At 70.4% G+C, this 25,029-nt stretch carries 23 protein-coding genes; 15 read left to right on the forward strand and 8 right to left on the reverse strand.

Annotated features, from left to right (window positions below; genetic code table 11):
- Positions 1-16: 16 nt before the first annotated feature.
- The 7 genes from ACQY9S_RS17895 (at position 17) to ACQY9S_RS17925 (ending at position 6,343) form a co-directional block, all read left to right on the forward strand.
- Positions 17-241: a DUF350 domain-containing protein gene (locus tag ACQY9S_RS17895; RefSeq protein ID WP_428421537.1), complete on the forward strand. Its 225-nt coding sequence runs from the start codon at positions 17-19 to the stop codon at positions 239-241.
- A gap of 63 nt (positions 242-304) precedes the next feature.
- Positions 305-1,870 (forward strand): polyamine aminopropyltransferase, encoded by a 1,566-nt coding sequence (locus ACQY9S_RS17900; RefSeq protein ID WP_428421538.1) that lies wholly within the window; start codon positions 305-307, stop codon positions 1,868-1,870.
- Positions 1,867-3,534, forward strand: coding sequence for an FAD-dependent oxidoreductase (locus ACQY9S_RS17905; RefSeq protein WP_428421540.1), 1,668 nt, complete (start codon positions 1,867-1,869; stop codon positions 3,532-3,534). Before ACQY9S_RS17900 ends, ACQY9S_RS17905 begins: the two co-directional genes overlap by 4 nt.
- Positions 3,531-4,667, forward strand: a complete 1,137-nt coding sequence (locus ACQY9S_RS17910; RefSeq protein ID WP_428421541.1) for a tartrate dehydrogenase — start codon at positions 3,531-3,533, stop codon at positions 4,665-4,667. The genes ACQY9S_RS17905 and ACQY9S_RS17910 overlap by 4 nt, the downstream gene beginning before the upstream one ends.
- A gap of 11 nt (positions 4,668-4,678) precedes the next feature.
- Entirely contained in the window at positions 4,679-5,425 is a 747-nt protein-coding gene (locus ACQY9S_RS17915) for a DUF2189 domain-containing protein (protein ID WP_428421543.1), read from the forward strand.
- Positions 5,422-5,646, forward strand: coding sequence for a DUF2788 domain-containing protein (locus tag ACQY9S_RS17920; protein ID WP_428421545.1), 225 nt, complete (start codon positions 5,422-5,424; stop codon positions 5,644-5,646). The genes ACQY9S_RS17915 and ACQY9S_RS17920 overlap by 4 nt, the downstream gene beginning before the upstream one ends.
- Positions 5,647-6,034: 388 nt before the next feature.
- Positions 6,035-6,343, forward strand: coding sequence for a hypothetical protein (locus ACQY9S_RS17925; protein ID WP_428421547.1), 309 nt, complete (start codon positions 6,035-6,037; stop codon positions 6,341-6,343).
- 23 nt (positions 6,344-6,366) lie between these two features.
- Here the strand turns inward: ACQY9S_RS17925 and ACQY9S_RS17930 are convergent, their stop codons facing one another.
- Positions 6,367-7,731 carry an aminopeptidase P N-terminal domain-containing protein gene (locus ACQY9S_RS17930; protein WP_428421549.1) on the reverse strand — a complete coding sequence of 455 codons (1,365 nt, stop codon included), beginning with the start codon at positions 7,729-7,731 and terminating at the stop codon, positions 6,367-6,369.
- A gap of 108 nt (positions 7,732-7,839) precedes the next feature.
- Here ACQY9S_RS17930 and ACQY9S_RS17935 point away from each other — a divergent pair, with 108 nt between their 5' ends.
- A complete protein-coding gene (locus ACQY9S_RS17935) occupies positions 7,840-8,832 on the forward strand; it encodes a potassium channel beta subunit family protein (RefSeq protein ID WP_428421551.1) in 993 nt (330 codons plus the stop codon).
- Positions 8,833-8,964: 132 nt separating this feature from the next.
- On the opposite strand, the gene ACQY9S_RS17940 is transcribed toward ACQY9S_RS17935, so the two are convergent.
- Genes ACQY9S_RS17940 through speD form a run of 3 tightly spaced genes read right to left on the reverse strand, consistent with a single transcriptional unit; the run spans position 8,965 to position 10,765 of the window.
- Positions 8,965-9,660 carry a hypothetical protein gene (locus ACQY9S_RS17940; protein WP_428421553.1) on the reverse strand — a complete coding sequence of 232 codons (696 nt, stop codon included), beginning with the start codon at positions 9,658-9,660 and terminating at the stop codon, positions 8,965-8,967.
- 26 nt (positions 9,661-9,686) lie between these two features.
- A complete protein-coding gene (gene murU, locus ACQY9S_RS17945) occupies positions 9,687-10,391 on the reverse strand; it encodes an N-acetylmuramate alpha-1-phosphate uridylyltransferase MurU (protein ID WP_428421555.1) in 705 nt (234 codons plus the stop codon).
- Positions 10,388-10,765, reverse strand: coding sequence for an adenosylmethionine decarboxylase (speD, locus tag ACQY9S_RS17950; RefSeq protein ID WP_428421557.1), 378 nt, complete (start codon positions 10,763-10,765; stop codon positions 10,388-10,390). The genes murU and speD overlap by 4 nt, the downstream gene beginning before the upstream one ends.
- Positions 10,766-10,834: 69 nt before the next feature.
- Here speD and tkt point away from each other — a divergent pair, with 69 nt between their 5' ends.
- From tkt to ACQY9S_RS17965, 3 genes are all read left to right on the forward strand, one after another.
- On the forward strand, positions 10,835-12,895 hold the full coding sequence (gene tkt / locus ACQY9S_RS17955) for a transketolase (protein WP_428421558.1): 2,061 nt from the start codon (positions 10,835-10,837) through the stop codon (positions 12,893-12,895).
- Between the two features lie 122 nt (positions 12,896-13,017).
- Positions 13,018-14,034 carry a type I glyceraldehyde-3-phosphate dehydrogenase gene (gene gap, locus ACQY9S_RS17960; RefSeq protein WP_428421559.1) on the forward strand — a complete coding sequence of 339 codons (1,017 nt, stop codon included), beginning with the start codon at positions 13,018-13,020 and terminating at the stop codon, positions 14,032-14,034.
- Positions 14,035-14,317: 283 nt separating this feature from the next.
- On the forward strand, positions 14,318-16,273 hold the full coding sequence (locus ACQY9S_RS17965) for a S8 family serine peptidase (RefSeq protein ID WP_428421561.1): 1,956 nt from the start codon (positions 14,318-14,320) through the stop codon (positions 16,271-16,273).
- Positions 16,274-16,320: 47 nt separating this feature from the next.
- Here the strand turns inward: ACQY9S_RS17965 and ACQY9S_RS17970 are convergent, their stop codons facing one another.
- Genes ACQY9S_RS17970 through ACQY9S_RS17980 form a run of 3 tightly spaced genes read right to left on the reverse strand, consistent with a single transcriptional unit; the run spans position 16,321 to position 18,415 of the window.
- Positions 16,321-17,022: a hypothetical protein gene (locus tag ACQY9S_RS17970; protein WP_428421563.1), complete on the reverse strand. Its 702-nt coding sequence runs from the start codon at positions 17,020-17,022 to the stop codon at positions 16,321-16,323.
- Positions 17,016-17,888: a biotin--[acetyl-CoA-carboxylase] ligase gene (locus ACQY9S_RS17975; protein WP_428421564.1), complete on the reverse strand. Its 873-nt coding sequence runs from the start codon at positions 17,886-17,888 to the stop codon at positions 17,016-17,018. The genes ACQY9S_RS17970 and ACQY9S_RS17975 overlap by 7 nt, the downstream gene beginning before the upstream one ends.
- Positions 17,889-17,893: 5 nt before the next feature.
- Positions 17,894-18,415, reverse strand: a complete 522-nt coding sequence (locus ACQY9S_RS17980) for an SET domain-containing protein (RefSeq protein ID WP_428421565.1) — start codon at positions 18,413-18,415, stop codon at positions 17,894-17,896.
- A 134-nt stretch (positions 18,416-18,549) separates the two neighbouring features.
- Here ACQY9S_RS17980 and ACQY9S_RS17985 point away from each other — a divergent pair, with 134 nt between their 5' ends.
- Positions 18,550-21,141 (forward strand): DNA topoisomerase III, encoded by a 2,592-nt coding sequence (locus ACQY9S_RS17985; RefSeq protein WP_428421566.1) that lies wholly within the window; start codon positions 18,550-18,552, stop codon positions 21,139-21,141.
- A 472-nt stretch (positions 21,142-21,613) separates the two neighbouring features.
- Here the strand turns inward: ACQY9S_RS17985 and ACQY9S_RS17990 are convergent, their stop codons facing one another.
- Positions 21,614-22,051: a universal stress protein gene (locus tag ACQY9S_RS17990; protein WP_428421567.1), complete on the reverse strand. Its 438-nt coding sequence runs from the start codon at positions 22,049-22,051 to the stop codon at positions 21,614-21,616.
- A gap of 194 nt (positions 22,052-22,245) precedes the next feature.
- On the opposite strand from ACQY9S_RS17990, the gene ACQY9S_RS17995 reads away from it, so the two are divergent.
- From ACQY9S_RS17995 to ACQY9S_RS18005, 3 genes are all read left to right on the forward strand, one after another.
- Positions 22,246-23,535: a glutamate-5-semialdehyde dehydrogenase gene (locus ACQY9S_RS17995; protein WP_428421569.1), complete on the forward strand. Its 1,290-nt coding sequence runs from the start codon at positions 22,246-22,248 to the stop codon at positions 23,533-23,535.
- A 36-nt stretch (positions 23,536-23,571) separates the two neighbouring features.
- The gene (gene queC, locus ACQY9S_RS18000; RefSeq protein WP_428421570.1) at positions 23,572-24,279 is read left to right on the forward strand and encodes a 7-cyano-7-deazaguanine synthase QueC; all 708 of its coding nucleotides are present in this window, start codon (positions 23,572-23,574) and stop codon (positions 24,277-24,279) included.
- 107 nt (positions 24,280-24,386) lie between these two features.
- The gene (locus ACQY9S_RS18005; protein WP_428421572.1) at positions 24,387-25,028 is read left to right on the forward strand and encodes a LemA family protein; all 642 of its coding nucleotides are present in this window, start codon (positions 24,387-24,389) and stop codon (positions 25,026-25,028) included.
- The last annotated feature ends 1 nt before the right edge of the window (position 25,029 follow it).

Here is a 25,029-nt window from a genome sequence, read left to right on the forward strand (position 1 = left end):
ACAGGAGCGATACATCATGATGGCTTTGGAGTGGCTGCGGCCGGGGGTCTTCTTCGGCTCGATCCTGTTCGCGCTGATCGGCGTGCTGGTGTTCTGGATCTGCTTCGTGATCATCGACAAGCTCACGCCCTACGACCTGTGGGCCGAGATCGTCGAGAAGCAGAACCTGGCGCTGGCGATCGTCGTGGCGGCGATGTGCCTGGCCATTGGCCTGATCGTCGCGGCGGCGATCCATGGCTAGCGTGGCGCGGCCGGCCGGGCGCATCGTCCGCCTGCGGTCCGCCGCACGGTGAGCGAGCCGGCCGTGCCCGACCCCGCCGCCGGCGGCGCGGCGCGGGTGCGCCCGGCCGAGGTGGCGCTGCTCGCGTCGGTCTTCGTCGTCGCGGCCTGCGGCCTGGTCTACGAGCTGGCGGCCGGTGCGCTGGCCAGCTACCTGCTCGGCGACTCGGTGCTGCAGTTCAGCACCGTCATCGGAGCCTACCTGTTCGCGATGGGCATCGGCTCCTGGCTGTCGCGCCACATCGAGCGCCAGCTGGTCGCGCACTTCCTGCGCATCGAGCTGCTGGTGGGCCTGATCGGCGGGCTGATGCCGGCGGCGCTGTTCGCCGTGCACAGCCTGCTGCCGGTCAGCGCGGCAGCGCCGTTCCGGGTGCTGCTGTACGGGCTGGTGCTGGCGGTGGGCATCCTGGTGGGGCTGGAGATTCCGCTGGTGATGCGCATCCTCAAGCGCCACTTCAGCGCGCGTTACGCGCTGAAGGACCTGGTCTCGCAGGTGCTGACCTTCGACTACCTCGGCGCGCTCGCCGTCTCGGTGGCCTTCCCGCTGCTGCTGGTGCCGCAGCTCGGGCTGGTGCGCACCGGGGTGGTGTTCGGGCTGCTGAATGCGACGGTCGCGGTGTGGGCGCTGTGGCTGTTCCGCGCCGAGCTGCGCGCCTGGCGCGCGCATGCGCTGGCCTGCGCCGCGGTGGCAGCGGCGCTGGGCATCGCGCTGCTCGGCGCCGACCGGCTCACCACCTGGGCCGAGGACCGCTTCTATGGCGATCGCATCGTGTTCAGCCTGAGCTCGCCCTACCAGCGCGTCGTCGTGACCTCGGGCCCTGCCGGCGTGCGCCTGTTCCTCAATGGCAACCTGCAGTTCCATTCGCGCGACGAGTACCGCTACCACGAGGCGCTGGTCCACCCGGCGATGGCCGCACACGGCGCGCCCAGGCGCGTGCTGGTGCTCGGCGGCGGCGACGGCATGGCGGTGCGCGAAGTGCTCAGGCACGCCGGCGTCGAGCAGGTCACGCTGGTCGAGCTGGACCCTGCGATGACGCGCCTGTTCTCGACCGAGCCGCTGCTGACGGCGCTGAACGGCCACGCGCTGCAATCGCCGAAGCTCACGATCGTCAACGACGACGCCTTCGGCTGGCTGGATCGCAACGACGCGCTGTTCGACGTGATCGTGGTCGACTTCCCCGACCCCAGCAATCACGCGATCGGCAAGCTCTACTCGACCAGCTTCTATGCGCTGATGGCACGGCACCTGGCGGCTTCCGGCTACGCGGTGATCCAGACCACCTCGCCGCTGATCGCACGCAAGAGCTTCTGGACGGTGGTGAGCACGCTCGAGGCGGTGGGCCTGCAGACCACGCCCTACCACGCGCACGTGCCGAGCTTCGGCGAATGGGGTTTCGTGCTGGCGGGCCGCAGGCCGTTCGCGATGCCGCGCGAGCTGCCGGCCGGGCTGCGTTTTCTCAGCGTCGCCGGCTTGCCGGCCTTGTTCGACTTTGCGCCCGACATGGCGCGCGTGCCGGCCGAGCCAAACCGGCTCAGCACCCAGGGGCTGGTGCAGACCTTCGAAGAGGAATGGGGCCGCGTCCACCAGTGAGCCGCCCGCGCCGCACGCTGCTGGCCGGTGCGGGCGCGCTGGCCACGTGGCCGTGGCTGGCGGGCTGCGACCGCGCACCGGCCGAGATCGCCGGCGGCTGGGTCGGCGCCGACGCCGAGCGCGGCCACGCGCTGCGCGATGGGCGGCTGCCGCGTGCCGGGGCCGGCGCTGCCCGCCGCTGCAGCGTCGCCATCGTCGGTGCCGGCGTCGCCGGGCTCGCGGCGGCGCGGGCGCTGCGCCAGGCCGGCATCGACGACTTCCGCGTGTTCGAACTCGAGGACGGGGCCGGCGGCAATGCGCGCGGCCACACGATGGACGGCATGCGCTGTCCGCTCGGAGCGCACTACCTGCCGCTGCCCGGGCCCGAGGCGCACGAGGTCGCCGAATGGCTGCACGAGATCGGCATCGCGCGCATCGAGGCAGGGCGCACGGTGTTCGACGAGCGCCAGCTCTGCCATGCGCCGCAGGAGCGCATTTTCGTGGCGGCCGAACACGGCGTGAACGCCGCAGGGGGCTGGCACGAGGGCCTGCTGCCGCTGGCCGGCGCAGGGGCCGGCACGCTGGCACAACTGCGCCGCTTCGCCGGCAACGTGCAGGCCCTGCAGCGCGCGCTGAGCTTCGCGATGCCCACGCTGCGCAGCCGCTGGAGCCCCGGGCTCGGCGCGCTGGATGCGCAGACCTTCGGCGCCTGGCTGACGGCGAGCGGCTACGACGACGCCACACTGCGCGCCTATCTCGACTACTGCTGCCGCGACGACTACGGCGCCGGCCTCGGCCTGGTGTCGGCCTGGGCCGGGCTGCACTACTTCGCGAGCCGCCACGGCTTCCACGTGCCGGGCGACGAAGCGGCCGAGCCGGCCGACGCCGTGCTGACCTGGCCCGAAGGCAACGCCCGGCTGACCGAGAGGCTCGCGCAAGGCCTGGGCGAGCGGCTGCAGACCGGCGCCGTGCTGACGCGCATCGCCCCCACGCGCCACGAGACCGCGCTGGAGGTCTGGAACGTGCGCGCGCAGCAGCCGCAGCGCTGGATCGCGCAGCAGGTCGTCGTCTGCGTGCCGCTGTTCATCGCGGCGCGCCTGCTCGATGCGGTGCCCGCGCCGCTGGCCGAGATCGCGCCGCGACTCGCCTACGCGCCGTGGCTGGTCACGAACCTGCAACTGCGCGAGCCGCTGTTCGACCGGCCCGGTCCGGCGCCGGCCTGGGACAACGTGATCGCCGGCAGCCCGGCGCTCGGCTATGTGGATGCGATGCACCAGAGCCTGCGCCCGGTGCCCGGGCCGACGGTGCTGACGCACTACTGGGCGCTCGGCGGCCAGTCGCTCGCCGAACTGCAGGCCGCTCGCGCGCGGCTGCTGAAGGCGCCCTGGACCGCGTGGCGCGACGCGGTGCTGGCCGATCTGCTGCCCGCCCACCTGGACCTGCCGCGCAAGCTGGTGCGCATCGATGCGATGCGTTACGGTCACGCGATGATCGTTCCCACGCCCGGACTGCGCGGCGACCCGGCGCTGGCGGCGCTGGGCGGCGCGCAGGGCCGGCTGCACTTCGCGCACGCCGACCTGTCCGCTGGCTCGGTGTTCGAGGAAGCCTTCACGCGCGGCACACTGGCGGGGCGGGCCGTCGCGCGGGCGTTCGGCGGCGCCACGAATTCGAGGAGACCCACATGAAGCCCCATCGCATCGCGGTGATTCCCGGCGACGGCATCGGCCAGGAGGTCATGCCCGAAGGGCTGCGCGTGCTGCAGGCGGCGGCCCGGCGCTTCGATCTGGCGCTGCAGTTCGAGCACTTCGACTGGGCCTGCGCCGACCACTGGCAGCGCACCGGGCAGATGCTGCCCGATGACTGGTTCGCCACGCTGCGGGGCTTCGACGCCCTCTACTTCGGTGCCGTCGGCTGGCCGGCGGTGGTGCCCGACCATGTGTCGCTGTGGGGCTCGCTGCTGAAGTTCCGCCGCGAATTCGACCAGTACATCAACCTGCGCCCGGTGCGCCTGTTCGAGGGCGTGCCCTGCCCGCTGGTCGACCGCGACGGCAAGCCGCGCAGGCCGGGCGACATCGACTTCTTCGTCGTGCGCGAGAACACCGAGGGCGAATACACCAACCTCGGCGGGCGCCTCTTCGAAGGCACGGAACGCGAGATCGTGATCCAGGAGTCGGTGTTCTCGCGCCACGGTACCGACCGCGTGATGAAGTTCGCCTTCGAGCTGGCGCAATCGAGGCCGCGCAAGCACCTCACCGTCGCCACCAAGTCCAACGGCATCGCCATCAGCATGCCGTGGTGGGACGAACGCGCCGACGCGATGGCGCAGGGCTACCCGGAGGTCGCCGTCGACAAGCAGCACATCGACATCCTCACCGCCCGCTTCGTGCTGGAGCCCACACGCTTCGACGTCGTGGTGGCGAGCAACCTGTTCGGCGACATCCTCAGCGACCTCGGTCCGGCCTGCACCGGCACCATCGGCCTGGCGCCTTCGGCCAACCTGAACCCGCAGCGCGGCCTTCCCTCGCTGTTCGAGCCGGTGCACGGCTCGGCGCCCGACATCCACGGGCAGGGCATCGCCAACCCGGTGGCGATGATCTGGTCCGGTGCGCTGATGCTCGACTTCCTGGGGCGCGCACCGGGCCTCGCGCCGGAGCAGCTGGAGCGTCACGTCGCGGCGCACGACGCGATCGTCGCGGCCATCGAGCGGGTGCTGGTGGCGGGCCCGCGCACGCGCGACCTCGGGGGCCTGGCGTCGACGACCGAGGCCGGCGCGGCCATCGCGGCGGCGGTGACTGCGCCGGACCGGGCGGCGCGATGAGGCGTCGCGAGGTGAGCGGGATCGGGCTCGGCGCGCCTTTCGACTGGCTCGCACGGGGCTGGCGCGACTTCCGCACCGCGCCGGCGGTGGGCGTGGCACATGGCGCGCTGTGCGCCGCCTTCGGCATCGCGCTGTTCGCCTTTGCGCACCAGCGCTTCTGGGTGCTGGCCGGCGCGGTGTCGGGCTTCCTGCTGGTCGCACCGGTCGTCGCGACAGGGCTCTATGCGGTGAGCCGCGCGATCGAGCGCGGTGAAACGCCGGACGCCGCCTGCGTGCTGCGCGTGTGGCGCTCGCTGGACCGCCGGCTGGTCGCCTTCGGCGTCGGGCTCGCCGCGGCCGGCACCGGCTGGGTGCTCACCTCGGCGGCGCTGATCACGCTGTTCGCGCCGGCGCCGATCGCGACACCGCTGGACTTCCTGCGCCACGTCGTCGTCGCCCGCAGCGGCTGGTTGTTCGAGGGCTGGCTGCTGCTCGGCGGCCTGCTCGCGGCACCGGTGTTCGCGTCCAGCGTGATCGCGATTCCGCTGCTGCTGGATCGGCCGTCGGCGACGGTTCGCGCCGCGGTGCTGGCCAGTTGGCGCGCCGTGCTCGCGCAGCCGCTGCCGCTGGCGCTGTGGGCTGCGCTGGTGATGACGCTGTCGGCCGCCGGCATGGTCGCGGCCATGCTGGGTTTGCTGGCGGTGGTGCCGCTGCTCGGCCATGCCAGCTGGCATGCCTACCGGGCGCTCGCCGGCGCGGACGCGAGGGTTGTCCCATGAGTGGCGGGCTCGGCGGCTTCGGCGAGGAAGAGATTGCGCGCTTCGGCCTGACATTCGGCGTCGGCGCCTTCATCGTCTACATGCTGTTCATCATCGCGAGCCTGGCGCGCGAGTCGAAGGCCGGCCGCTTCGGCACCTTCGTGCTGTTCGTCGTGCTGGCCTTCGGCATGCTCGGCTTCGTCGCCAAGGGCTTGATCGGCTGGCTGCTCGGGATCGGCTGATACGGCATTGCATTCGAGCGCATCCGATTGAAGCTCGGGCCAGGGCTCGTTGCGGTGGGGTTCGGTGTCTTGTCCGGAAAGCCGACCGTCGAACGTTGGCGAAGCCGCTCGCCCGGCGGCCTCGCCAGCAGCGTGCGGTACCTGCAGGCGGCTGACCAGCAGATCACCACCCGCCTCGGCGGGTTTACCTTGCAGATGAGAATGGTTCGCATTAAAGTGGTTTGACCGGCGACCATGCCAATGCAGCCAAGGGGCACGCGCTCCCAGCCATCCCGACGATCGACGATTGCCGCGCTCTGCGCGATGGAGGCACGTGATGAACCCGAACAAACCCATTGGTGCCGGCTGCGCTCTTCCGCCCGTGGCATGCGATGAAGACATCGACGACATGTCGCTGCCCAGCGCCGAGGCGCTGCTGGCGGGGACCCTGGCGCTGATGACCGGCGTGGTCGAGCGGGCCGCGCTGGCGCAGCCGCTGAACACCCACGGGCAGAGCGTGCTGATGGCGGCGAAGGTGCGCTCGCAGCTGTTCTTCTTGAGCCGGCATCCCCAGCTCAGCGACGGCTTTCGGGCCACGCTCGCCCGCTTGCGCATGCATTGGGAGCGATTGACCGGCCCGGCCGCCGCAGACCCGGCGCCTGCAGTGGCCGCGCCGCCCCGGCAGCTCTGGCATCGCGCGCCTGAGCAAGTGCAGTAACGGCACCCGGCCGAGGGCCGGGCTCAGCCGCGCATCAGCGCCTCGATCTCGTCGGGCTGCACCGGCACGCCACGGCTCAGCAACTCGCAGCCGTCGGGCGTGACGAGCGCATCGTCCTCGATGCGGATGCCGATGTGCCAGTAGCGCTCGGGCACGTCGGGTGCCGGGCGCACATAGAGCCCGGGCTCGATCGTGACCACCATGCCGGGCTGCAGCCGGCGCGAGGGCTTCTTGATCGCGATGCCGCCCAGGCCGTCGGGCTGCTCGACGGGGGCCTCGTCGAGCGCGAGGTACTCGCCGGCATCGTGCACGTCGAGCCCGAGCCAGTGGCCGGTGCCGTGCATGTAGAAGCGCCGGTAGGCGGCGCTGGCGACGACGTCGTCGACGCCGCCCTGTGTGTTGCGATCGAGCAGCCCCAGGTCCAGCAGGCCGGCGCTCAGCGTGCGCACCGCGGCCCAGTGGCTGTCCATCTTGCGCGCCCCCGGGCGGGTGTGGGCGATCGCGGCTTCCTGCGCGGCGAGCACCAGCTCGTAGAGCGCGCGCTGCGGCGCGGTGTAGCGGCCGTCGACCGGAAAGCTGCGCGTGATGTCGCTCGCATAGCTGCCGTACTCGCAGCCGGCGTCGATCAGGCACAGCTCGCCGGCCTTCAGCTCGGCGTTGCCGGCCGCGTAGTGCAGGATGCAGGCGTTGCGGCCGGCCGCAACGATGCTGTTGTAGGCCGGACCGCTGCCGCCGCTGCGGCGGAACTCGTGCAGCAGCTCGGCCTCGAGCTGGTACTCGCGCAGGCCGGGCCGGCTGGCCCGCATCGCGCGCACATGGCCGGCCGCGCCGATCTCGCCGGCCCGGCGCATCAGGGCGATTTCGTGCGCGTCCTTGAACAGCCGCTGCTCGTCGAGCAGCAGCGCCAGGTCGCGCTGCTGCGTCGGCGCCTCGACGCCGGCGTGCGAGCGCGCGCGCACCGCGGCGAGCCAGCCCTCGACCCGCGAGCCCAGGCCCTCGCAGCCGCCGAACGGGAACCACACCGCGGGCCGATCGGCCAGCCGCTGCGGCAGCACCGTGTCCAGCGCGTCGAGCGGCAAGGCCTCGTCGACGCCCAGCTCGCCGGGGGCGGCCTCGGGGCCGAGCCGGTAGCCGTCCCAGATCTCGCGCTCCTCGTCCTTGGGGCGGCACAGCAGCAGGCTGCGGCCGGTCGCGTCGAGGACCAGCCAGGCGCCGGGCTCCGAGAAACCGGTCAGGTAGTAGAACGCGCTGTCATGGCGGTAGGGGTGCTCGCTGTCGGCATTGCGTGTGCGCTCCGGCGCCGTCGGCAGCACGGCAATGCCGCCACCGGCCTCGCGCAGCGCGGCGCAAACGCGTGCGCGGCGTTCGGCATAGACGTGGGTGGGCATGGGGCGATGCAGTTCTGGGTACGCTTGCAGTGTAGTGAGCGGCGCGCCGTGCAGCACCCCTGCACGACAAGCCCGCGACCGGTGAATGACACGAAAGGGAGTCTTCGCATGCAATACCGCCGTCTCGGCCGATCCGGCCTGCGAGTCAGCGAGCTCTCGCTCGGCTCATGGGTGACCTACCACAACCAGGTCGATGTGAGCGCCGCGAAGGACATGCTCGCCGTTGCGTTCGACGCCGGCATCAACTTCTTCGACAACGCCGAGGTCTATGCCAACGGCCGCAGCGAGTCCATCATGGGCGAGGCCTTCCGGCAGCTGAAGCTGCCGCGGCTCGACGTCGTCGTGTCCACCAAGTTCTTCTGGGGCCTGGACCGCGCCAGGCCGGGCGAACGGCCGCGCATCAACGGCCAGGACACGCTGAACCGCAAGTACCTGCACCAGGCCATCGACGGCGCGCTGCAGCGCCTGCAACTCGATTTCGTCGACCTGGTGTTCTGCCACCGCCCCGACCCGCACACGCCGATCGAGGAGACGGTCTGGGCCTTCCACGACCTGATCACGAAGGGCAAGATCCTGTACTGGGGCACCAGCGAGTGGAGCGCCCAGGAGATCCGCGCCGCCTGGGAGATCGCCGAGCGGCACCACCTGCACAAGCCGGTGATGGAGCAGCCGCAGTACCACCTGTTCCACCGCAGGAAAGTGGAGGAAGAGTACGCGCGGCTGTACGAGGACATCGGCCTGGGCCTGACCACGTGGAGCCCGTTGGCCTCGGGCCTGCTGACCGGGAAGTACCGCCACGGTGTCCCCGCGGGCAGCCGCGGTGCGCTGGAGAGCATGGGCTTCCTGCGCGATGGCCTGCTCGATCCGGCGAAGAACGCCGCGGTCGGCCAGCTCGAGGTCCTTGCCGCCGAGCTGGGCGGCACGGTGGCGCAGCTCGCGATCGCCTGGATCAACCACAACCCGCGCGTCAGCACGGTGATCCTCGGGGCCAGCAAGCTCACGCAGCTGCAGGACAACCTGAAGGCGCTGGCCTTGACGCCGAAGCTCACCCCGGAGGTGCTGGCGCGGATCGATGCGGTGACGAAGCCGCTCGCGGATTGAAGGACCGGCACGGGCTCGTTGCAGCCGTTCGTGTGCGTTTTTGGGGGGCTGGTTCGAAGCGTCCGCCGGCGAGCTGCTCTGCAAATACCGCGCATCGCTGGCGAGGTCGCCGGGCGAACGCGATCCGGTATGTCAGCCCGGTCCGCCGCGGTTCAGCGCCAGCGGGTCCAGCTTGCTGGCCGGGTGCATCGGCATCTGCGGCAGCAGGGCGCGGCGGGCTTCCGAACGCTTGTCGGCGGCGGCGCGCCGGCGGTTGTCGGCCACCACGTCCATCTGCATGCGCACGAAGTTCGCAAGGCGCTCGACCTCGGCCTCGCCGCCGAACAGCGCGCCGGTGCGCGGCAGCTTCACCGCCTTGCCGTCACGCATCACCAGTGCCAGGTAGCAGGCCGTGGGCCGGGCCCAGGCGGGCAACCGCGACCCGCGCGAGCGGCGCTCGACGACATTGACCTCCTTCAAGTCCGACACCGCCACGCGGCGCGCCGAGTGGCGCCAGCCGCGCCGCCAGGAGACGAACTTCACGCTCGCTGCCACGCGCTCCCAGGTCCACAGGTCCCAGGCCACGGCCCCGAGCCACAGCAGCCCGGCCGGCCACAGCGGCCAGCCCTTGAACTGCAACCCGGCCGCGGCGCCCAGGCCGCTCAGCAGCAGCAGGCCTGCGGTGCCGAGCACCTCGGCCTCGCCCGGTGTCCACAGGCTGCGGTGGTAGACGACCGAGTCGGTGTGTTCACCGGACACCGGCTCGTGAGCCAGCCACGCCGCCCGCAGGCCCAGGAGGGCGCCGCGCTGCAGCAGCACGGCCGCCGCCATGCACAGCAGCCACGTCAACGGCGATCCCGCCCCATCCATCGTTCTCAGCCCCCATCTTGCAAAGCCTGCCAGCGTTGTGGCGTGCCCACGTCGGCCCAGGTGCCCGTGTACAGGCTGCCACCGAGCCGGTCGCGGGCGATCGCCGCATCCAGACGGGGCTTCAGCGGCGCCTTCTGGCCCGCCTGCACGCCCTCGACCAGTTTCGATTGGAACAAGCCCACGGTGGAGTACGTGTAACGAGTGATGACGGAGGGGTCGTCGCGTGCCAAAACACGGCCTCGCCCGCTCAGTCCGAAGTCGCCTTGCGGGTGCTGGGGCGGGTTCGGAACCAGCCACAGGTGGCCCAGATCGTCGCCGGCCATGAAGTCCTTCACGTGGCGCGGGTCGAAGTGGAAGTCGGGCAGGTAGGCGTCGCCGGCCAGCACCCAAAACGTGTCGGTTTGCAACAGCGGCAGCGCGGTTGCGATGCCGCCTGCGGTCTCGAGCGCACCGCCGTGGTCGCGGCCCTCCGTCGAGTAGCGGATGGCCAGGCCAAAGCGTGCGCCGTCGCCCAGCGAGGCCGGGAACTGTTCTTCGAGCCAGGCGGTGTTGATCACGACCCGGCGCACGCCGTCGCGCGCCAGGGCTTCGAGCTGCCACTCGATCAACGGCCTGCCGCGCACCGGCAGCAGCGGCTTGGGCGTGCGGTCGGTCAGCGGGCGCATGCGCTCGCCCCGTCCGGCAGCGAGGATCAATGCGGGGACGTTCACGGCGGGGCTCCGCGGTGCAGCGCCTGGCGCTCGGTGTGTCGGGGTGCGAAGGCATCGAGCAGCTGCGCGATCACCGCCTCGGCGCGCGCCGAATTGTCGGCGTGGCGGTGGCAGACGTAGATGTCGAGCGTCACGGCGTCGAGCTCGGGCCAGGTGTGCACCGCCAGGTGCGACTCGGCGAGCAGCAACACGCCGGTCACGCCACGCGGCTCGCCCTGCTCGCTCGGGAAGGGGTGGAAGCACTCGCCCACCGCCTGCAAGCCGGCGTCGCTGACGGCACGCAGGCACAGCGTGCGCAGCGCCGCCACGTCGATCAGTGCGGGCGTGCCGCGGCGGCAGCCACTCAAATCGGCGGTGAGGTGCAGACCCTGCATGGGTGACGCGACGGGCTCGTAAAATCGCCCATTCTGCCGCTTCCGTGGCGTCCTTTTCCCTCGCACACCATGGCCGCCCTCGAAACCCGCACCCCCCTCGTCCCCGACACCACGCTGATGGCCAACGCCATCCGCGCGCTGGCCATGGACGCCGTGCAGCAGGCCAATTCCGGCCACCCCGGCGCGCCGATGGGCATGGCCGACATCGCGGTGGCGCTGTGGGGCCGCCACCTGCGCCACAACCCGGCGGATCCGGCCTGGGCGAACCGCGACCGTTTCGTGCTGAGCAACGGTCACGGCTCGATGCTGGTCTACGCGCTGCTGCACCTCAGCGGCTACGCGCTGCCGATGGAGGAGTTGCGCCACTTCCGGCAGCTGCACAGCCAAACGCCGGGCCACCCCGAGGTCGGTATCACTCCCGGTGTGGAGACGACGACCGGTCCGCTCGGCCAGGGCCTCGGCAACGCGGTCGGCATGGCATTGGCCGAGAAGCTGCTGGCGGCCGAGTTCAACCGCGACGGCCACACGGTCGTGGACCACCGCACCTATGTCTTCCTCGGCGATGGCTGCCTGATGGAGGGCATCAGCCACGAGGCCAGCGCACTGGCCGGCGCCTGGAAGCTGAACAAGCTGATCGCGCTGTACGACGACAACGGCATCAGCATCGACGGCCAGGTGGCGCCCTGGTTCGTGGACGACAGCGCGAAGCGCTTCGCGGCCTACGGCTGGAACGTGATCGGTCCGGTCGACGGCCACGATGTCGAGGCGGTCGACGCGGCGATCGCACAGGCCCGTCGCAGCACCGACAAGCCGAGCTTCATCGTCTGCAAGACGCACATCGGCAAAGGCTCGCCGAACCGCGTGGACACCGCCAAGGCGCATGGCGAGCCGCTCGGTGCCGACGAGATCGCGCTGACGCGCGCCGCGCTCGGCTGGCCGCATGCACCCTTCGAGATTCCGGCCGAGGCCTACAACGAGTGGGATGCCAAGGACGACGGCGCGAACCTGCAGGCCGATTGGGACGCGCGCTTCGACGCCTACCGCGCCGAGCATCCCGCGCTCGCGAGCGAGTTCGAGCGCCGGATGCGGGGCGCGCTGCCGGCGAACTTCGCGCAGATCGCGGTGGACGCCGCGATCGCGGCGCACACCAAGGCCGAGACGGTCGCCAGCCGCAAGGCCAGCCAGCTCGCGCTGGAAGCCTTCACCGCCGCGCTGCCCGAACTGCTGGGCGGGAGCGCCGACCTGACCGGCTCGAACCTCACCAACACGAAGAGCACACCGGCCCTGCGCTTCGGCGAGGGCGGTGCCGTCAAGCGCGGTGAGGACGGCCAGGGCGGGCGCCACATCAACTACGGCGTGCGCGAGTTCGGCATGGCCGCGGTGATGAACGGCATCGCGCTGCACGGCGGCTTCATCCCCTACGGCGGCACCTTCCTGACCTTCAGCGACTACTCGCGCAACGCCATCCGCATGGCCGCGCTGATGAAGCAGCGCGTGATCCATGTGTTCACGCACGACAGCATCGGCCTCGGCGAGGACGGGCCCACGCACCAGAGCATCGAGCACGCGGCCAGCCTGCGGCTGATCCCCAATCTGGACGTCTGGCGCCCGGCCGACACCGCCGAAACCACCATCGCCTGGACCAAGGCGCTGCTCAACACCGACCGTCCGACGGCGCTGCTGCTGTCGCGCCAGAACCTGTCCTACCTGCCGAAGTCCGGGCTCGACGAGATCGCGCGCGGTGCCTACGTGCTGGCCGAGCCGGCCGAGGTCGGGCTGAAGAGGAAGGCGCAGGCGGTCATCGTCGCCACCGGCTCGGAGGTGCAGCTCGCGCTGCATGCACAGCAGCAGCTCGCGGCCGCCGGCATCGCGGTGCGCGTGGTGTCGGTGCCCAGCGCGACCACCTTCGACCGCCAGGACGCGGCCTACAAGCGCAGCGTGCTGCCCGACGGGCTGCCGCGCATCGCGGTGGAGGCCGGCGTCACCGACGGCTGGTGGAAGTATGGCTGCGCGGCGGTGGTCGGCATCGACAGCTACGGCGAATCGGCCCCGGCCGGCGCGCTGTTCAAGCATTTCGGCTTCACGGCCGAAAACGTGGCAGCGACCGTCCGCCGGGTGCTGCAGAAATGACGCACGGCCGCGTTTCGGCGCAGGCCGGCATCTGCCGCAGGCATGTCAGCCGCAGCCACAACGTGGCCGCCACCGTCCGCCGAGTTTTGTCATCGAAGTGATCTGAAGCTGAGGAAAAGTACATGACCATCAAAGTCGCCATCAATGGCTATGGCCGCATCGGCCGCAACGTGCTCCGCGCCCACTACGAGGGCGGCAAGAAGCACGACATCCAGATCGTCGCGATCAACGACCTGGGCGATCCGAAGACCAACGCCCACCTGACGCAATACGACACCGCGCACGGCAAGTTCCCCGGCACGGTCAGCGTCGATGGCGACTACATGGTGATCAACGGCGACAAGATCCGCGTGCTCGCCAACCGCAACCCGGCCGAGCTGCCCTGGGGCGAGCTGGGCGTCGACGTGGTGATGGAGTGCACCGGCTTCTTCACCACCAAGGAGAAGGCCTCGGCGCACCTGAAGGGCGGCGCCAAGAAGGTCATCATCTCGGCGCCGGGCGGCAAGGACGTGGACGCGACCATCGTCTTCGGCGTCAACCACGGCGTGCTCAAGGCCAGCGACACCGTCATCAGCAATGCCAGCTGCACCACCAACTGCCTCGCGCCGCTGGTCAAGCCGCTGCACGACAAGATCGGTCTCGAGTCTGGCCTGATGACCACGATCCATTCGTACACGAACGACCAAGTGCTGACCGACGTGTACCACGAAGACCTGCGCCGCGCCCGCAGCGCGACGATGAGCATGATCCCCACCAAGACCGGCGCGGCCGCGGCGGTCGGCCTGGTGCTGCCGGAACTCAACGGCAAGCTCGACGGCTTCGCGATCCGCGTGCCGACGATCAACGTGTCGGTGGTCGACCTGACCTTCACCGCCAAGCGCGCGACCACGGTCGACGAGGTCAACGGCGTGTTGAAGGCCGCCGCCGAAGGAGCACTCAAGGGCATCCTCGCCTACAACACCGCACCGCTGGTCAGCGTGGACTTCAACCACGATCCGGCCTCCAGCACCTTCGACGCGACGCAGACCCGCGTCTCGCCGGACGGCAAGCTGGTCAAGGTGCTGAGCTGGTACGACAACGAATGGGGCTTCAGCAACCGCATGCTGGACACCACGGTCGCGCTGATGGCGGCGAAGTGATCGCTTTTCCGTGACGCCTGCCGATCGGAAGAAGGCCCTGCGGGGCCTTTTTCGTTGCCGGCGCACGTCACCGGACTGTGGCTGTGGCAACTGGATACAAAGTTGTCGCTGCCGGCCGTGGACTTGTGTCGGCGGCGGCTGACATGAAGGCGTCATACGTCATGTTTCGCCTTGCGGTGCCCCCTACACTTCACCCCGCTGTTCTTCTTCAAAGCCCTCGATGCCGACTTTGCACGCCGTTCTCCGCGCTTTCGCGGCCCTTGTCACGCTGACGGCTGCCATCTTGCCGCTCGCTTCGGAAGGCGCGGCGGCACAGGCCGGCACCGCCGCGGCCTCGGGGCCGATGGCCCGGGTCATCGTGAAGTACAAGGCCGGTTCGGGCGACAGCGTCGTTCGCGTGCAGGGGGCCGGCGAGGGGCGCGCGACGGTGCAGCGGCTCGATGCGCGCCTGGGCGGGATGGCGCAGCGCCAGGGACTCGCGCTGCGGGCTCATCGCGCCATCACGGAGCGCACCCAGGTCGTGCTGGCGCAGGGCATCGATTCGGCGACGCTGGCGCAACGCCTCGCTGCCGACCCGGAAGTGGAGTACGCGGTGCCCGATCGCTGGGTGCGCCGGGCCGCGGTGCCGAGCGATCCGCTGTACCTCACTGGCGGCGGTGCTGGCCCAGTCGTGGGCCAGTGGTACCTGCGCGCACCCAACAGCACCGCGCGCTCGGCGATCGATGCGACGACCGCCTGGGATACGACGCAGGGCAGCGCCAACGTCGTGGTGGCCGTCATCGACACCGGTGTGCGTTTCGATCACCCGGATCTGGCCGGCAAGCTGCTTTCCGGCTTCGACTTCGTAACCGACCCCAACGACGCGAACGACGGCACCGGGCGCGACAGCGACGCCAGCGATCCGGGCGACTGGATCACCTCGCAAGAGGACAACTCGGTCGGTGGACAGTACTTCCACTGCAGCACGCCCAGTGCTTCGGGTGTCTATGACGGTGAGGACAGCTCCTGGCATGGCACGCAGGTCGCGGGCATCGTCGGCGCGTTGACGAACAACGGCGTGGGCATGGCCGGTACCGGATGGAACACCCGGGTGCTGCCGGTCCGCGTGCTCGGCAAGTGCGGCGGCTTCGTGTCGGACGTCGTGGCCGGCATGCGCTGGGCGGCCGGGCTGACGGTGCCGGGAGTCTCGGCGGTCAATTCGACGCCGGCGAAAGTGCTCAACCTCAGCCTCGGGACCACCGGCGCCTGTGCCGAGTACCAGGACGCGGTGGACGACGTGATCGCTGCCGGCGCGGTGGTCGTCGCAGCCGCCGGCAACACCAACGGTCACGCTGTCGGTGCACCGGCCAACTGCAGCGGCGTCATCGCCGTTGGCGGCCTGCGCCACACCGGCACCAAGGTCGGCTTCTCCGATCTCGGCTCGGCCGTCTCGATCAGCGCGCCGGCGGGCAACTGCGTCAATGATTTCGGCCCGTGTCTCTATCCGCTGTTGACCACGACGAATGCCGGGACGCAGGGCCCGACATCGTCGACCTACACCGACGGGACGACGAATCTCACCATCGGTACCAGCTTCTCGGCACCGCTGGTGTCGGGCGTGGCCGCGCTGATGTTCGCGGCGCAGCCGTCGCTGACGCCGGCGCAAGTCCGTGCGCTGATCCAGGGGGGCGCGCGGGCCTTTCCAACGACCGGTGCGGATCCCGGCACGCCGCAGTGCACGGCGCCGCAGTCCACGTCGGCCGGCACGCCCATCGACCAAGATGAGTGCTACTGCACCACCGCCACCTGTGGCGCCGGTATGCTCGACGCGCGCACGGCGGTCCGGTCGGCCGCGGCCGGTCTGATCTCGGCGATCGGCGTGAGCCCCGCGAGCCCGCAGGCCGAACAGGCCGTGGCGCTGAATGCCAGCGTGTCCGTGTTGATCAACGGGCGCAGCTTGAGCGGCATCACCTGGTCCCTCGTCGACGGTGGCGGCATCGTGAGCAGCCTCAGCGGGGTCAGCGGCGCCAACGCCAGCGTGACACCGAGCGCTGCCGGCAGTTTCACGGTCGCGGTCACGGTGACGGACAACACCGGTGCGCAGTCCACCACCTCCCGGCGCGTGACCGTGGCGGCAGCGCCGTCCACGGGTGGCGGCGGTGGTGGCGGCGGTGCCCTCAGCCCCGGCTACCTGCTGGCTCTGCTGCTTGCGGTGGGGGCCGCCTGGCGCCTGCGCGGGCGCAGCGATCCGGCGGCGTGATGCCCGTCTCCTGGCTCACGCCTGCCCGCCCGCAGCGTTGACCGGCGTTAGAGCGTATCGGCCGGGCAAGGCGTGAAGGCCTTGCCGCGCAGCTTGTCGGCGGGCAGGGCGGCCAGCGTGGCTTGCTGGGCTTCACTGGCCTGCGCCACGCGCAGCGCGCGCTGCGGCACGGTGGCACTGACCACGCGTGCGGTGCGCACGCCGCGCTCGAGCAGCGTCGCGAGTTCGGTGTCGGCCGCGGCGCGGCTGTCGTGGCGGCTGATCACCAGCAGCGGTGCGCTGCCGGGCGCGGCGCTCGCCAGCTCGGGGGCGATGCTGCGCCGCTTCAGTTCCTCGCGCTTCTTCTGCAGTTGCTCCGTCTCGGCGAACGGGCCCATCGCCACCCACCAGGTCGTCGTGAGCTCGCGCTCCGACCAGCCGGCGTCAGGGAGGGCCGCCTTGACGGCGGCTTCGGCCACCGCGAGTTCGGCCACGCTGTAGGGCCCCACCTCCAGGCAGGCGGTCGCCGCCGGGGCGCTGGCGGCGGCGGCCGGCTCGGCGCTCGCCGGGGCGGATGCCGGCATGGACGCGGCTTCGGCCGGGATCAGGCGGATGCGGTCGGGATCGACCTGCAAGGACAGCCGCTCGGGCTCGCGCTCGCCCTCGGGTCGGGCACCGATCACGCCGTGCAGCGGTTCGAGCCAGCTGTGCCGCCAGGCCCAGAAGCCCGCGTTGGCCAGCAGCAGCAGCAACACGAGGGCTCTCAACATGGTCGCACGCTCACTTCGCCGCTGCCGATCAGGCGTTCGCCCTGGGGGGTTTGGAGTCGCAGCGCGCCGCGCTCGTCGACGCCATCGGCGCGCCCGCTCTCGGCGCCGGGCTGGCTGGTCTGGACCGGCTTGCCGGCGAGTGCGTCGCGCGCCGCGAATCGCTTCGCGAAGGCGGCGAAGCCCTGTTGCTCGAAGACGATCAGCGCGCCCAGCAGCGGTGCCGCCAGCCGCGCCAGCAACTCGGGCGCACGGGCCAGCGGCTCGATCTCCCGCCAGCCGGCTGCGGGCTGGGTGAACGCCGCCTGCGCCGCGGGAGCATCGAGGTTCAGACCGACGCCGATCACGGCATAGCGGCCACCGCCGGCCAGCGCGAGCGTCTCGATCAGCACGCCGCCGAACTTGCGGCCCGGCGCACCGGGGGGGCTGTCGTCGACGAGCCAGAGGTCGTTCGGCCACTTGAGCTTGACGCTCGGGTGCAGCGCCTCGGCCAGGGCGACGCCGACGGCGAGCGACAGGCCCGACCAGTCGGCCGGGGCCAGCGTCAGGCCCAGCGAGAAGGTCAGCGAGCCAGGGCCGTCGGCGGTGGCGGCGGGCGCGGTGTCGGAGATCCACGAGCGGCCGAGCCGGCCGCGGCCGGCGGTCTGGCGCTCGGCGACCAGCAGGCAGGGCGCGCTGTCGCCGCCGCGGGCGCGTTCCAGCAGCCGGGTGCTGGTGGAGTCCGTCTCGACCAGGGCCTCGACGCCGAGGCCGGGACGCAAGGGCTCGAGTTGCGCCCACAGGGCTTCGACAGGCCAGCGCAGCGCAGCGATGCGGGCCCCCTGCGCGTCGACGGCGCGGCGTTGCAGCGGCACGGCAGCGTGAGGCACGGGGATCAGCGCTTGGGCGCGAGCAGGGTGCCGCGACAGGCCCTGCTGCCGCAGCGGCACTCGTACTGCTTCTTCAGCTTCGGCGTGTAGCGCTCGTCGATCACCAGGCCGTAGTCGTAGAACAGCTCCTCGCCGGGCTTGACGGCACGTAGCGTCTTGATGAACACGCGGCCCTGCGTTTCGTCGGCCTCGCAGTTGGGCGAGCAGGCATGGTTGATCCAGCGCGCCGCATTGCCGCCGACCTTGGCATCGATCACATGGTCTTCGTCGATGCTGAAGTAAAACGTGTGGTGGGGATCGTTCGGGTCGTGCGGATGGCGGCGCAAGGCCTCGGGCCAGTCGATCACCTCGCCGGTGTATTCGATCAGTGTCTCGCCCTTGGCCAGCGGCCGCAGCGCGAACACCCCCTTGCCGTGCACGCCGGAGCGTCGCACCTGGATGCGCCGGCCGTCGCGGGTCGCGGGGGGCGCCGTCGGTCGGGCAGTCCGGGTGGCAGTGGCGGTCTTGCGGCGCGGCGATTGCGTCATGTTCGAGTTTGGCTACATTGAATCATGGGTGCGCGCGCGTGAGCGCGTGCGCGCGAGAGCCCGGATTGTAGGGACGGCCCGACGCCTTGGTGCGCGGGGCGCCGCTGCGATCGGGTGACAACGACATCGAGAACATGAGCAAAGCACTGGTCATCGCCGAGAAACCGTCCGTCGCACAAGACATCGTGCGGGCCTTGACGCCCACGAGCGGCAAGTTCGAAAAGCACGACGACCACTTCGAGAACGAGCATTACGTCGTCACCTCCGCGGTCGGCCACCTGGTCGAGATCAAGGCGCCGGAGGAGTACGACGTGAAGCGCGGCAAGTGGAGCTTCGCCCACCTGCCGGTGATCCCGCCGCATTTCGACCTCGCACCGATCGACAAGGCCAAGAGCCGCCTGAGCGCGGTGGTCAAGCAGGTCAAGCGCAAGGACGTCACGGAGCTCATCAATGCCTGTGATGCCGGGCGCGAGGGCGAGCTGATCTTCCGCCTGATCGTGCAGTACTCGGAAGGCAGCACGAAGAAGCCCACGACCAAGCCGGTGCGCCGGCTGTGGCTGCAGAGCATGACGCCGCAGGCAATCCGCGACGGCTTCGAGCGCCTGCGCGCGGACGCCGATCTGCAAGGCCTGGCAGATGCGGCGCGCAGCCGCAGCGAGGCCGACTGGCTGGTCGGCATCAACGGCACGCGTGCGATGACGGCCTTCAATTCGCGCGACGGCGGCTTCTTCCTCACCACCGTCGGGCGGGTGCAGACGCCCACGCTGTCGATCGTGGTCGAGCGCGAGGAGAAGATCCGCAAGCATGTCGCGCGCGACTACTGGGAACTGAAGGCGACGTTCGACGCGAAGGCCGGGCAGTACGCCGGCAAGTGGTTCGACCCGGCATGGAAGAAGAACGATGACGCCGAGCGGCGTGCCGACCGGCTCTGGAGCGAGGCCGATGCGCAGGCCATCGCGCAGGCGGTGCGCGGCCAGCCGGCCAGCGTGACGGAGGAGTCCAAGCCCAGCAGCCAGAGCAGCCCCCAGCTCTACGACCTGACGCTGCTGCAGCGCGAAGCCAACTCGCGCTTCGGCTTCTCGGCCAAGACCACGCTGTCGATCGCGCAGGCGCTGTACGAGAAGCACAAGGTGCTGACCTATCCGCGGACCGACAGCAAGGCCCTGCCCGAGGACTACGTCGCGGTCGTGAAGCAGACGATGGAGATGCTGGCCGGTGAAGACCTGCCGGGCCCGCTGAAGGCCTTGTCGGCGCATGCGCGCAAGGCGGTGAAGGAGGGCTATGTCAAGCCGAACAAGCGCATCTTCGACAACGCCAAGGTCTCGGACCACTTTGCGATCATCCCGACCCTGCAGGCCCCGAAGAGCCTGAGCGAGATCGAGGCCAAGCTCTACGACCTGGTGGTCAAGCGCTTTCTCGCGGTGTTCTACCCGCCGGCCGAATTCCTTGTCACGACGCGCATCTCGACCGTCAAGGCCGACGCCGCCGAACACAGGTTCCAGACCAACGGCAAGGTGATGGTCAAGCCGGGCTGGCTGGCGGTCTACGGCCGTGACGTGGAGGACGAGGACGCAACGCTGGTGCCGGTCGAGCCCGGCGAGGTGGTGCGCACCGAGAGCGTCGACGTCAACGCGCTGAAGACCAAGCCGCCGGCGCGCTACACCGAGGCCACGTTGCTGTCGGCAATGGAGAGCGCCGGCAAGCTGATCGACGACGACGAGCTGCGCGAGGCGATGCAGGAGAAGGGCCTGGGCACGCCGGCCACGCGCGCGCAGACCATCGAAGGCCTGCTCTTCGAGAAGTACATGCACCGTGAGGGCCGCGAGCTGATCCCCACGGCCAAGGCCTTCCAGCTGATGACGCTGCTGCGCGGCCTCGCGGTCGAGGAGCTGACCCGGCCCGAACTCACCGGCAACTGGGAGTACCAGCTGTCGGAGATGGAGAAGGGCCGGCTCAGCCGTGCCGACTTCATGGGCGAGATCGCCGCGATGACGCAGCGCATCGTCGCCAAGGCCAAGGAGTACGACCGCGACACGATCCCGGGCGACTATGCGACGCTGAAGACGCCGTGCCCGAAATGCGGCGGCGTCGTCAAGGAAAACTACCGCCGCTTCACCTGCAGCGGCGTGAACGGGGCCTTGGAGGGCTGCGGCTTTTCCATCAGCAAGATCCCCGGCGGGCGCAGCTTCGAGCTCGACGAGGTCGAGCATTTCCTCTCCCACAAGAAGATCGGCCCGCTCGAAGGCTTCCGCTCCAAGGCCGGCTGGCCCTTCACGGCCGAACTGAAGCTCGCCTACGACGACGAGATCGCGAACTGGAAGCTCGAGTTCGATTTCGGCGAGGACGCCAAGAAGGCCGAGGACGGCACCCCGGTCGACTTTTCGGAGCAGCAGAGCCTGGGCGCCTGCCCCAAGTGCAAGGGACATGTGTACGAGCACGGCACGAGCTACGTGTGCGAGCACGCGGTGGGCGCGCACGTCACCTGCGACTTCAAGAGCGGCAAGATCATCCTGCAGCAGCCGGTGGCACGCGAGCAGATGGCGCGGCTGCTGCAGGACGGCAAGACCGAACTGCTCGAGAACTTCGTGTCGAACAAGACGCGACGCAAGTTCAAGGCGCGCCTCGCCTGGGATGCCAAGGAAGGCAAGGTCGGCTTCGAGTTCGAGCCGCGGGCCGCCAAGGTGCCGGCCAAGAAGGCGGCGGCGAAGAAGGCCGCCGCCGGCTGAAGCTGGGCTTCACCCCCACTGCGCGCGGGGCTTCGGTGCGCCGGAGCGGCCTGGAGTGCACCGAACCCTCGCAGCCCGACGGGCCGCTCCTTCGACTCATGCGGAATTGCATTCAGACGCATCGGATTGGATGCTTGGGCCAGGGCTCGTTGGCACTGCTCGTGTGCGTGGGGTCGCTGAGGCTCGAAAGGTTCGCCGGCCGGCCGCCTGCCTGTACCGCGCGGTGCTGACGAGGACGCCGGGCGAGCGACTCCGCTCATGTCCCCCGGCGTCGGCCTGAAGGCCGACGCCTCCTCCTTTACTTCGCTGCGCCGCTCACCCGACGCCCTCGCCAGCACTCACCGTCACTGCCTTTGCAGGCCGCGGTGGTGGCAGCGCTGAGGTTTGACAGGCAGCTTTCCGGACAGGACACCGGTGACTGCAACGAGCCGAAGGACGCTGGCTGATTTATACGGGTGAACGCAACTTGGTATCAGCGCAGTACCAGCACCGGCAACGTGGCGTGGGTCAGCACTTTCTGGGTTTCGCTGCCCAGCAGCAGGCCCTTGATGCCGCGGCGGCCGTGCGAAGCCATCACGATCAGGTCGCAGCCGGATTGCGCGGCCGTGTCGTTGATCGCCTCGTGCGGATGGTCGTGCGTGATCATCACGGTGCGGCAGGCCACCCCTTCCTCCTTGGCGGCCCGCTCCACCTCGGACAGGAACTTCTGCGCCTGTGCCTTGCACTCGGCGATGAACTCCTCGCGGGTGTCTTCGAGCATCGTGGTGCGGTAGGTCAGCGTGTGGAACTCGGGCACGACATGAACCGCGGTGACGCGGGCCTGCTGCTCCTTGGCGAACTGCAGGCCTTTGCGGACCGCTGCCTCGGAGGTGCCGGAACCATCGGTGGGCAATAGCAGGTGCTTGAACATGGCGACCTCCTTCGCAGTGGTAAAGAAAGCTTAGTCCATGCCGCTCCAAAGCGCGAGCTGTTCCGCAGCGCCCCGATGCTCGATCGGTGTCATCCTTTTTGCCGCGCTGCGCCACCGTGGCTGCTGTGCTCTCAACTGGTGAGATCAACCTCTGCGGCGCAGCAGGGCCGGCGCCGCTTTGCGACAATCCGGCCATGAACGCTCCCGACGCCACGCCTGTGATCGCGCTGATGGACCGCTTGGGCGCTGCCGCCCGCGCGGCGTCGACGGCGATGGCGGCGGCCTCGACGGCGGCGAAGAACGCCGCGCTGCTGGCGCTGGCCCGCGAGATCCGCGCCGGGGCCGCGCTGCTGGTCGTCGAGAACGCTCGTGATCTCGACGCCGCCACCCGCGCCGGCCTGGCCGCGCCGATGGTCGACCGCCTGCGCCTCACCGACGCAGTGATCGCGCAGATGGCCGAAGGCTGCGAGCAGGTCGCCGCGCTGCCCGACCCGATCGGCGAGATGACGAATCTGCGGCGCCGCCCGAGCGGCATCACGGTCGGCCAGATGCGGGTGCCGCTGGGCGTGTTCGGCATGGTCTTCGAGAGCCGGCCCAACGTGACGATCGATGCGGCCTCGCTGGCCATCAAGAGCGGCAATGCGGCGATCCTGCGCGGCGGCTCCGAGGCGTTGCACTCGAACACCGCGCTGATGACGCTGGTGGCGCGCGCGCTGGCCGTGGCCGGCCTGCCTGCCGACGCGGTGCAACTCGTGCCGACCACCGACCGCGCTGCGGTGGGCCGGCTGATCGCGATGCCGCAGTACGTGGACGTGATCATTCCGCGCGGCGGCAAGGGCCTGATCGAGCGCATCGCCGCCGAGGCCACGGTGCCGGTCATCAAGCACCTCGACGGCAACTGCCATGTCTTCGTCGATGCCAGCGCTGAACTCGAGCTTGCGGTGCGCGTGACCGACAACGCCAAGACGCAGAAGTACAGCCCTTGCAATGCCGCCGAATCGCTGCTGGTGCACCGCGACATCGCGGCGACCTTCCTGCCGCGCATCGGTGCGGTGTTCGCCGCCAAGGGCGTGGAGATGCGCTGCGGCCCGCGCGCCAAGGCGCTGCTGGCGGCGGTGCCGGGCGCCAGGCTGGCCGACGCGACCGAGGCCGACTGGGCCGAGGAGTACCTCGCGCCGGTCATCAGCATCAAGCTGGTCGACTCGCTGGACGAGGCGATCGCCCGCATCAACCGCTACGGCTCGCACCACACCGATGCGATCCTGACCCGCGACCACCCGAACGCGATGCGCTTCCTGCGCGAGGTCGATTCGGCCAGCGTGATGGTCAACGCCAGCACCCGCTTCGCCGACGGCTTCGAGTTCGGTCTCGGCGCCGAGATCGGCATCAGCACCGACAAGTTCCACGCCCGCGGGCCGGTGGGGCTGGAGGGCCTGACCTCGATGAAGTGGGTGGTGTTGGGCAACGGGGAAGTGCGTGGCTGATGCCCTGTGTCGGCGACCTGCGGGAGCCCGGGGGGCATGAGCCTCGATCCGCGCGGCGCGCTCGTCCTGTTCTCCGGCGGCCAGGACTCGACCGCCTGCCTGGTCTGGGCGCTGGAGCGTTATGCCCATGTCGAGACCATCGGCTTCGACTACGGCCAGCGGCATGCCGTCGAGCTCGAATGCCGACCGCGCGTGCGCGAGGCCCTGGCGCGCGCCTTCCCGCTGTGGGCCGGCCGGCTGGCCAACGACCACCTGCTCGACCTGGGGCTGCTCGGCCAGATCTCCGACACCGCGCTGACCTCGGCGCGCGCGATCGAGATGCAGGCCAACGGCCTGCCGAGCAGCTTCGTGCCGGGGCGCAATCTGCTGTTCCTGGGCTTCGCGGCCACCGTGGCCTACCGCCGCAACCTGAGCGTGCTGGTCGGCGGCATGTGCGAGACCGACTACTCCGGCTACCCCGACTGCCGCGACAACACCCTCAAGGCCCTGCAGGTCGCGCTCAGCCTCGGCATGGCCACGCCGATGACGATCGAGACGCCGCTGATGTGGCTGAGCAAGGCGCAGACCTGGTCGCTCACACGGCAGCTCGGTGGCGAGGCGCTGAACGAGCTGATCCTCGAGCACACCCACAGCTGCTACCTCGGCGACCGGTGCCAGCGCCACGCCTGGGGCTACGGCTGCGGCAGCTGCCCGGCCTGCGAGTTGCGGCGCCGCGGCTACGAGGACTGGCGCGCGGGCGGCTGAACCGCAGGATCGAGCGCTGGCGAGCGGCATCGCGCAGCCGCAGCCCGCGCGCGGCGCCGGCCGGCCGGCGTAGAGTCCGCTGTCATGCTGGCGTCACCATATTTCCGATGATCACGACGCGCGCGGTCCTCATCGCGCTGGCGGCGCTGCTGCTGTTCTGGGGCCTGGGGGCCTACAACCGGCTCGTGCGCCTGCGCAGCGCCATCGGCGCGAGCTGGGTCCCGGTCGATGCGCAGCTGCGCCGCCGCCATGCGCTCGCCTTCGAGCTCTCCGCGCTGCTGGCCGGCGCCGAAGTTCGCTTGGCGATGGGCGACGCGGTCGGGTCGGCCATGCTGCAGACGACGATGGCGGCCACACGCCAGGCCCGGGCGGCGGCCGACCACGCGCAGGGGCGGCCGACCAGCGCCGGCGCGATCCAGAGCCTGGGCCTGGCCGAGCAGGTGCTCGAGGGCGCACTGAGGCCGCTGCGGGTGCTGATCGAGGCGCGTGCCGACCGGTTCGACCCGCCCGCGATCGGCGAGCGTGTGCAGGCCCTGCTGCGCAACCTGCAGGAAACCGACGCGCAGATCGCGTTCACGCGGCGCGTCTTCAAGGAGGCGGTGTCCGGTTTCAACGAGGCGGTGCACGAGCTGCCGACGCGCCTGATCGCGAGCCTGTTCGGCTTCCGGCCGGCGGCGGCCCTGCAGACCGCGTCGCCCGACCGCGGGCCGGACTCGCAGATCGCCTCCTCGTTCGGCGACCGCGCGTGAG

The sequence above is a fragment of the Methylibium sp. genome, assembly GCF_965279545.1.
Taxonomy (GTDB): Bacteria; Pseudomonadota; Gammaproteobacteria; order Burkholderiales; family Burkholderiaceae_C; genus Methylibium.

Coding starts and splice junctions, on each gene's coding strand:
- queC (WP_428421570.1), top strand. CDS start 23,572: ATGAGCCTCGATCCGCGCGGCGCGCTCGTCCTGTTCTCCGGCGGCCAG.
- speD (WP_428421557.1), bottom strand. CDS start 10,765: ATGCAGGGTCTGCACCTCACCGCCGATTTGAGTGGCTGCCGCCGCGGC.
- ACQY9S_RS17910 (WP_428421541.1), top strand. CDS start 3,531: ATGAAGCCCCATCGCATCGCGGTGATTCCCGGCGACGGCATCGGCCAG.
- ACQY9S_RS17895 (WP_428421537.1), top strand. CDS start 17: ATGATGGCTTTGGAGTGGCTGCGGCCGGGGGTCTTCTTCGGCTCGATC.
- tkt (WP_428421558.1), top strand. CDS start 10,835: ATGGCCGCCCTCGAAACCCGCACCCCCCTCGTCCCCGACACCACGCTG.
- ACQY9S_RS17925 (WP_428421547.1), top strand. CDS start 6,035: ATGTCGCTGCCCAGCGCCGAGGCGCTGCTGGCGGGGACCCTGGCGCTG.
- ACQY9S_RS17995 (WP_428421569.1), top strand. CDS start 22,246: ATGAACGCTCCCGACGCCACGCCTGTGATCGCGCTGATGGACCGCTTG.
- ACQY9S_RS17920 (WP_428421545.1), top strand. CDS start 5,422: ATGAGTGGCGGGCTCGGCGGCTTCGGCGAGGAAGAGATTGCGCGCTTC.
- ACQY9S_RS17970 (WP_428421563.1), bottom strand. CDS start 17,022: ATGTTGAGAGCCCTCGTGTTGCTGCTGCTGCTGGCCAACGCGGGCTTC.
- ACQY9S_RS17980 (WP_428421565.1), bottom strand. CDS start 18,415: ATGACGCAATCGCCGCGCCGCAAGACCGCCACTGCCACCCGGACTGCC.
- ACQY9S_RS18005 (WP_428421572.1), top strand. CDS start 24,387: ATGATCACGACGCGCGCGGTCCTCATCGCGCTGGCGGCGCTGCTGCTG.
- gap (WP_428421559.1), top strand. CDS start 13,018: ATGACCATCAAAGTCGCCATCAATGGCTATGGCCGCATCGGCCGCAAC.
- ACQY9S_RS17930 (WP_428421549.1), bottom strand. CDS start 7,731: ATGCCCACCCACGTCTATGCCGAACGCCGCGCACGCGTTTGCGCCGCG.
- ACQY9S_RS17935 (WP_428421551.1), top strand. CDS start 7,840: ATGCAATACCGCCGTCTCGGCCGATCCGGCCTGCGAGTCAGCGAGCTC.
- ACQY9S_RS17985 (WP_428421566.1), top strand. CDS start 18,550: ATGAGCAAAGCACTGGTCATCGCCGAGAAACCGTCCGTCGCACAAGAC.
- ACQY9S_RS17990 (WP_428421567.1), bottom strand. CDS start 22,051: ATGTTCAAGCACCTGCTATTGCCCACCGATGGTTCCGGCACCTCCGAG.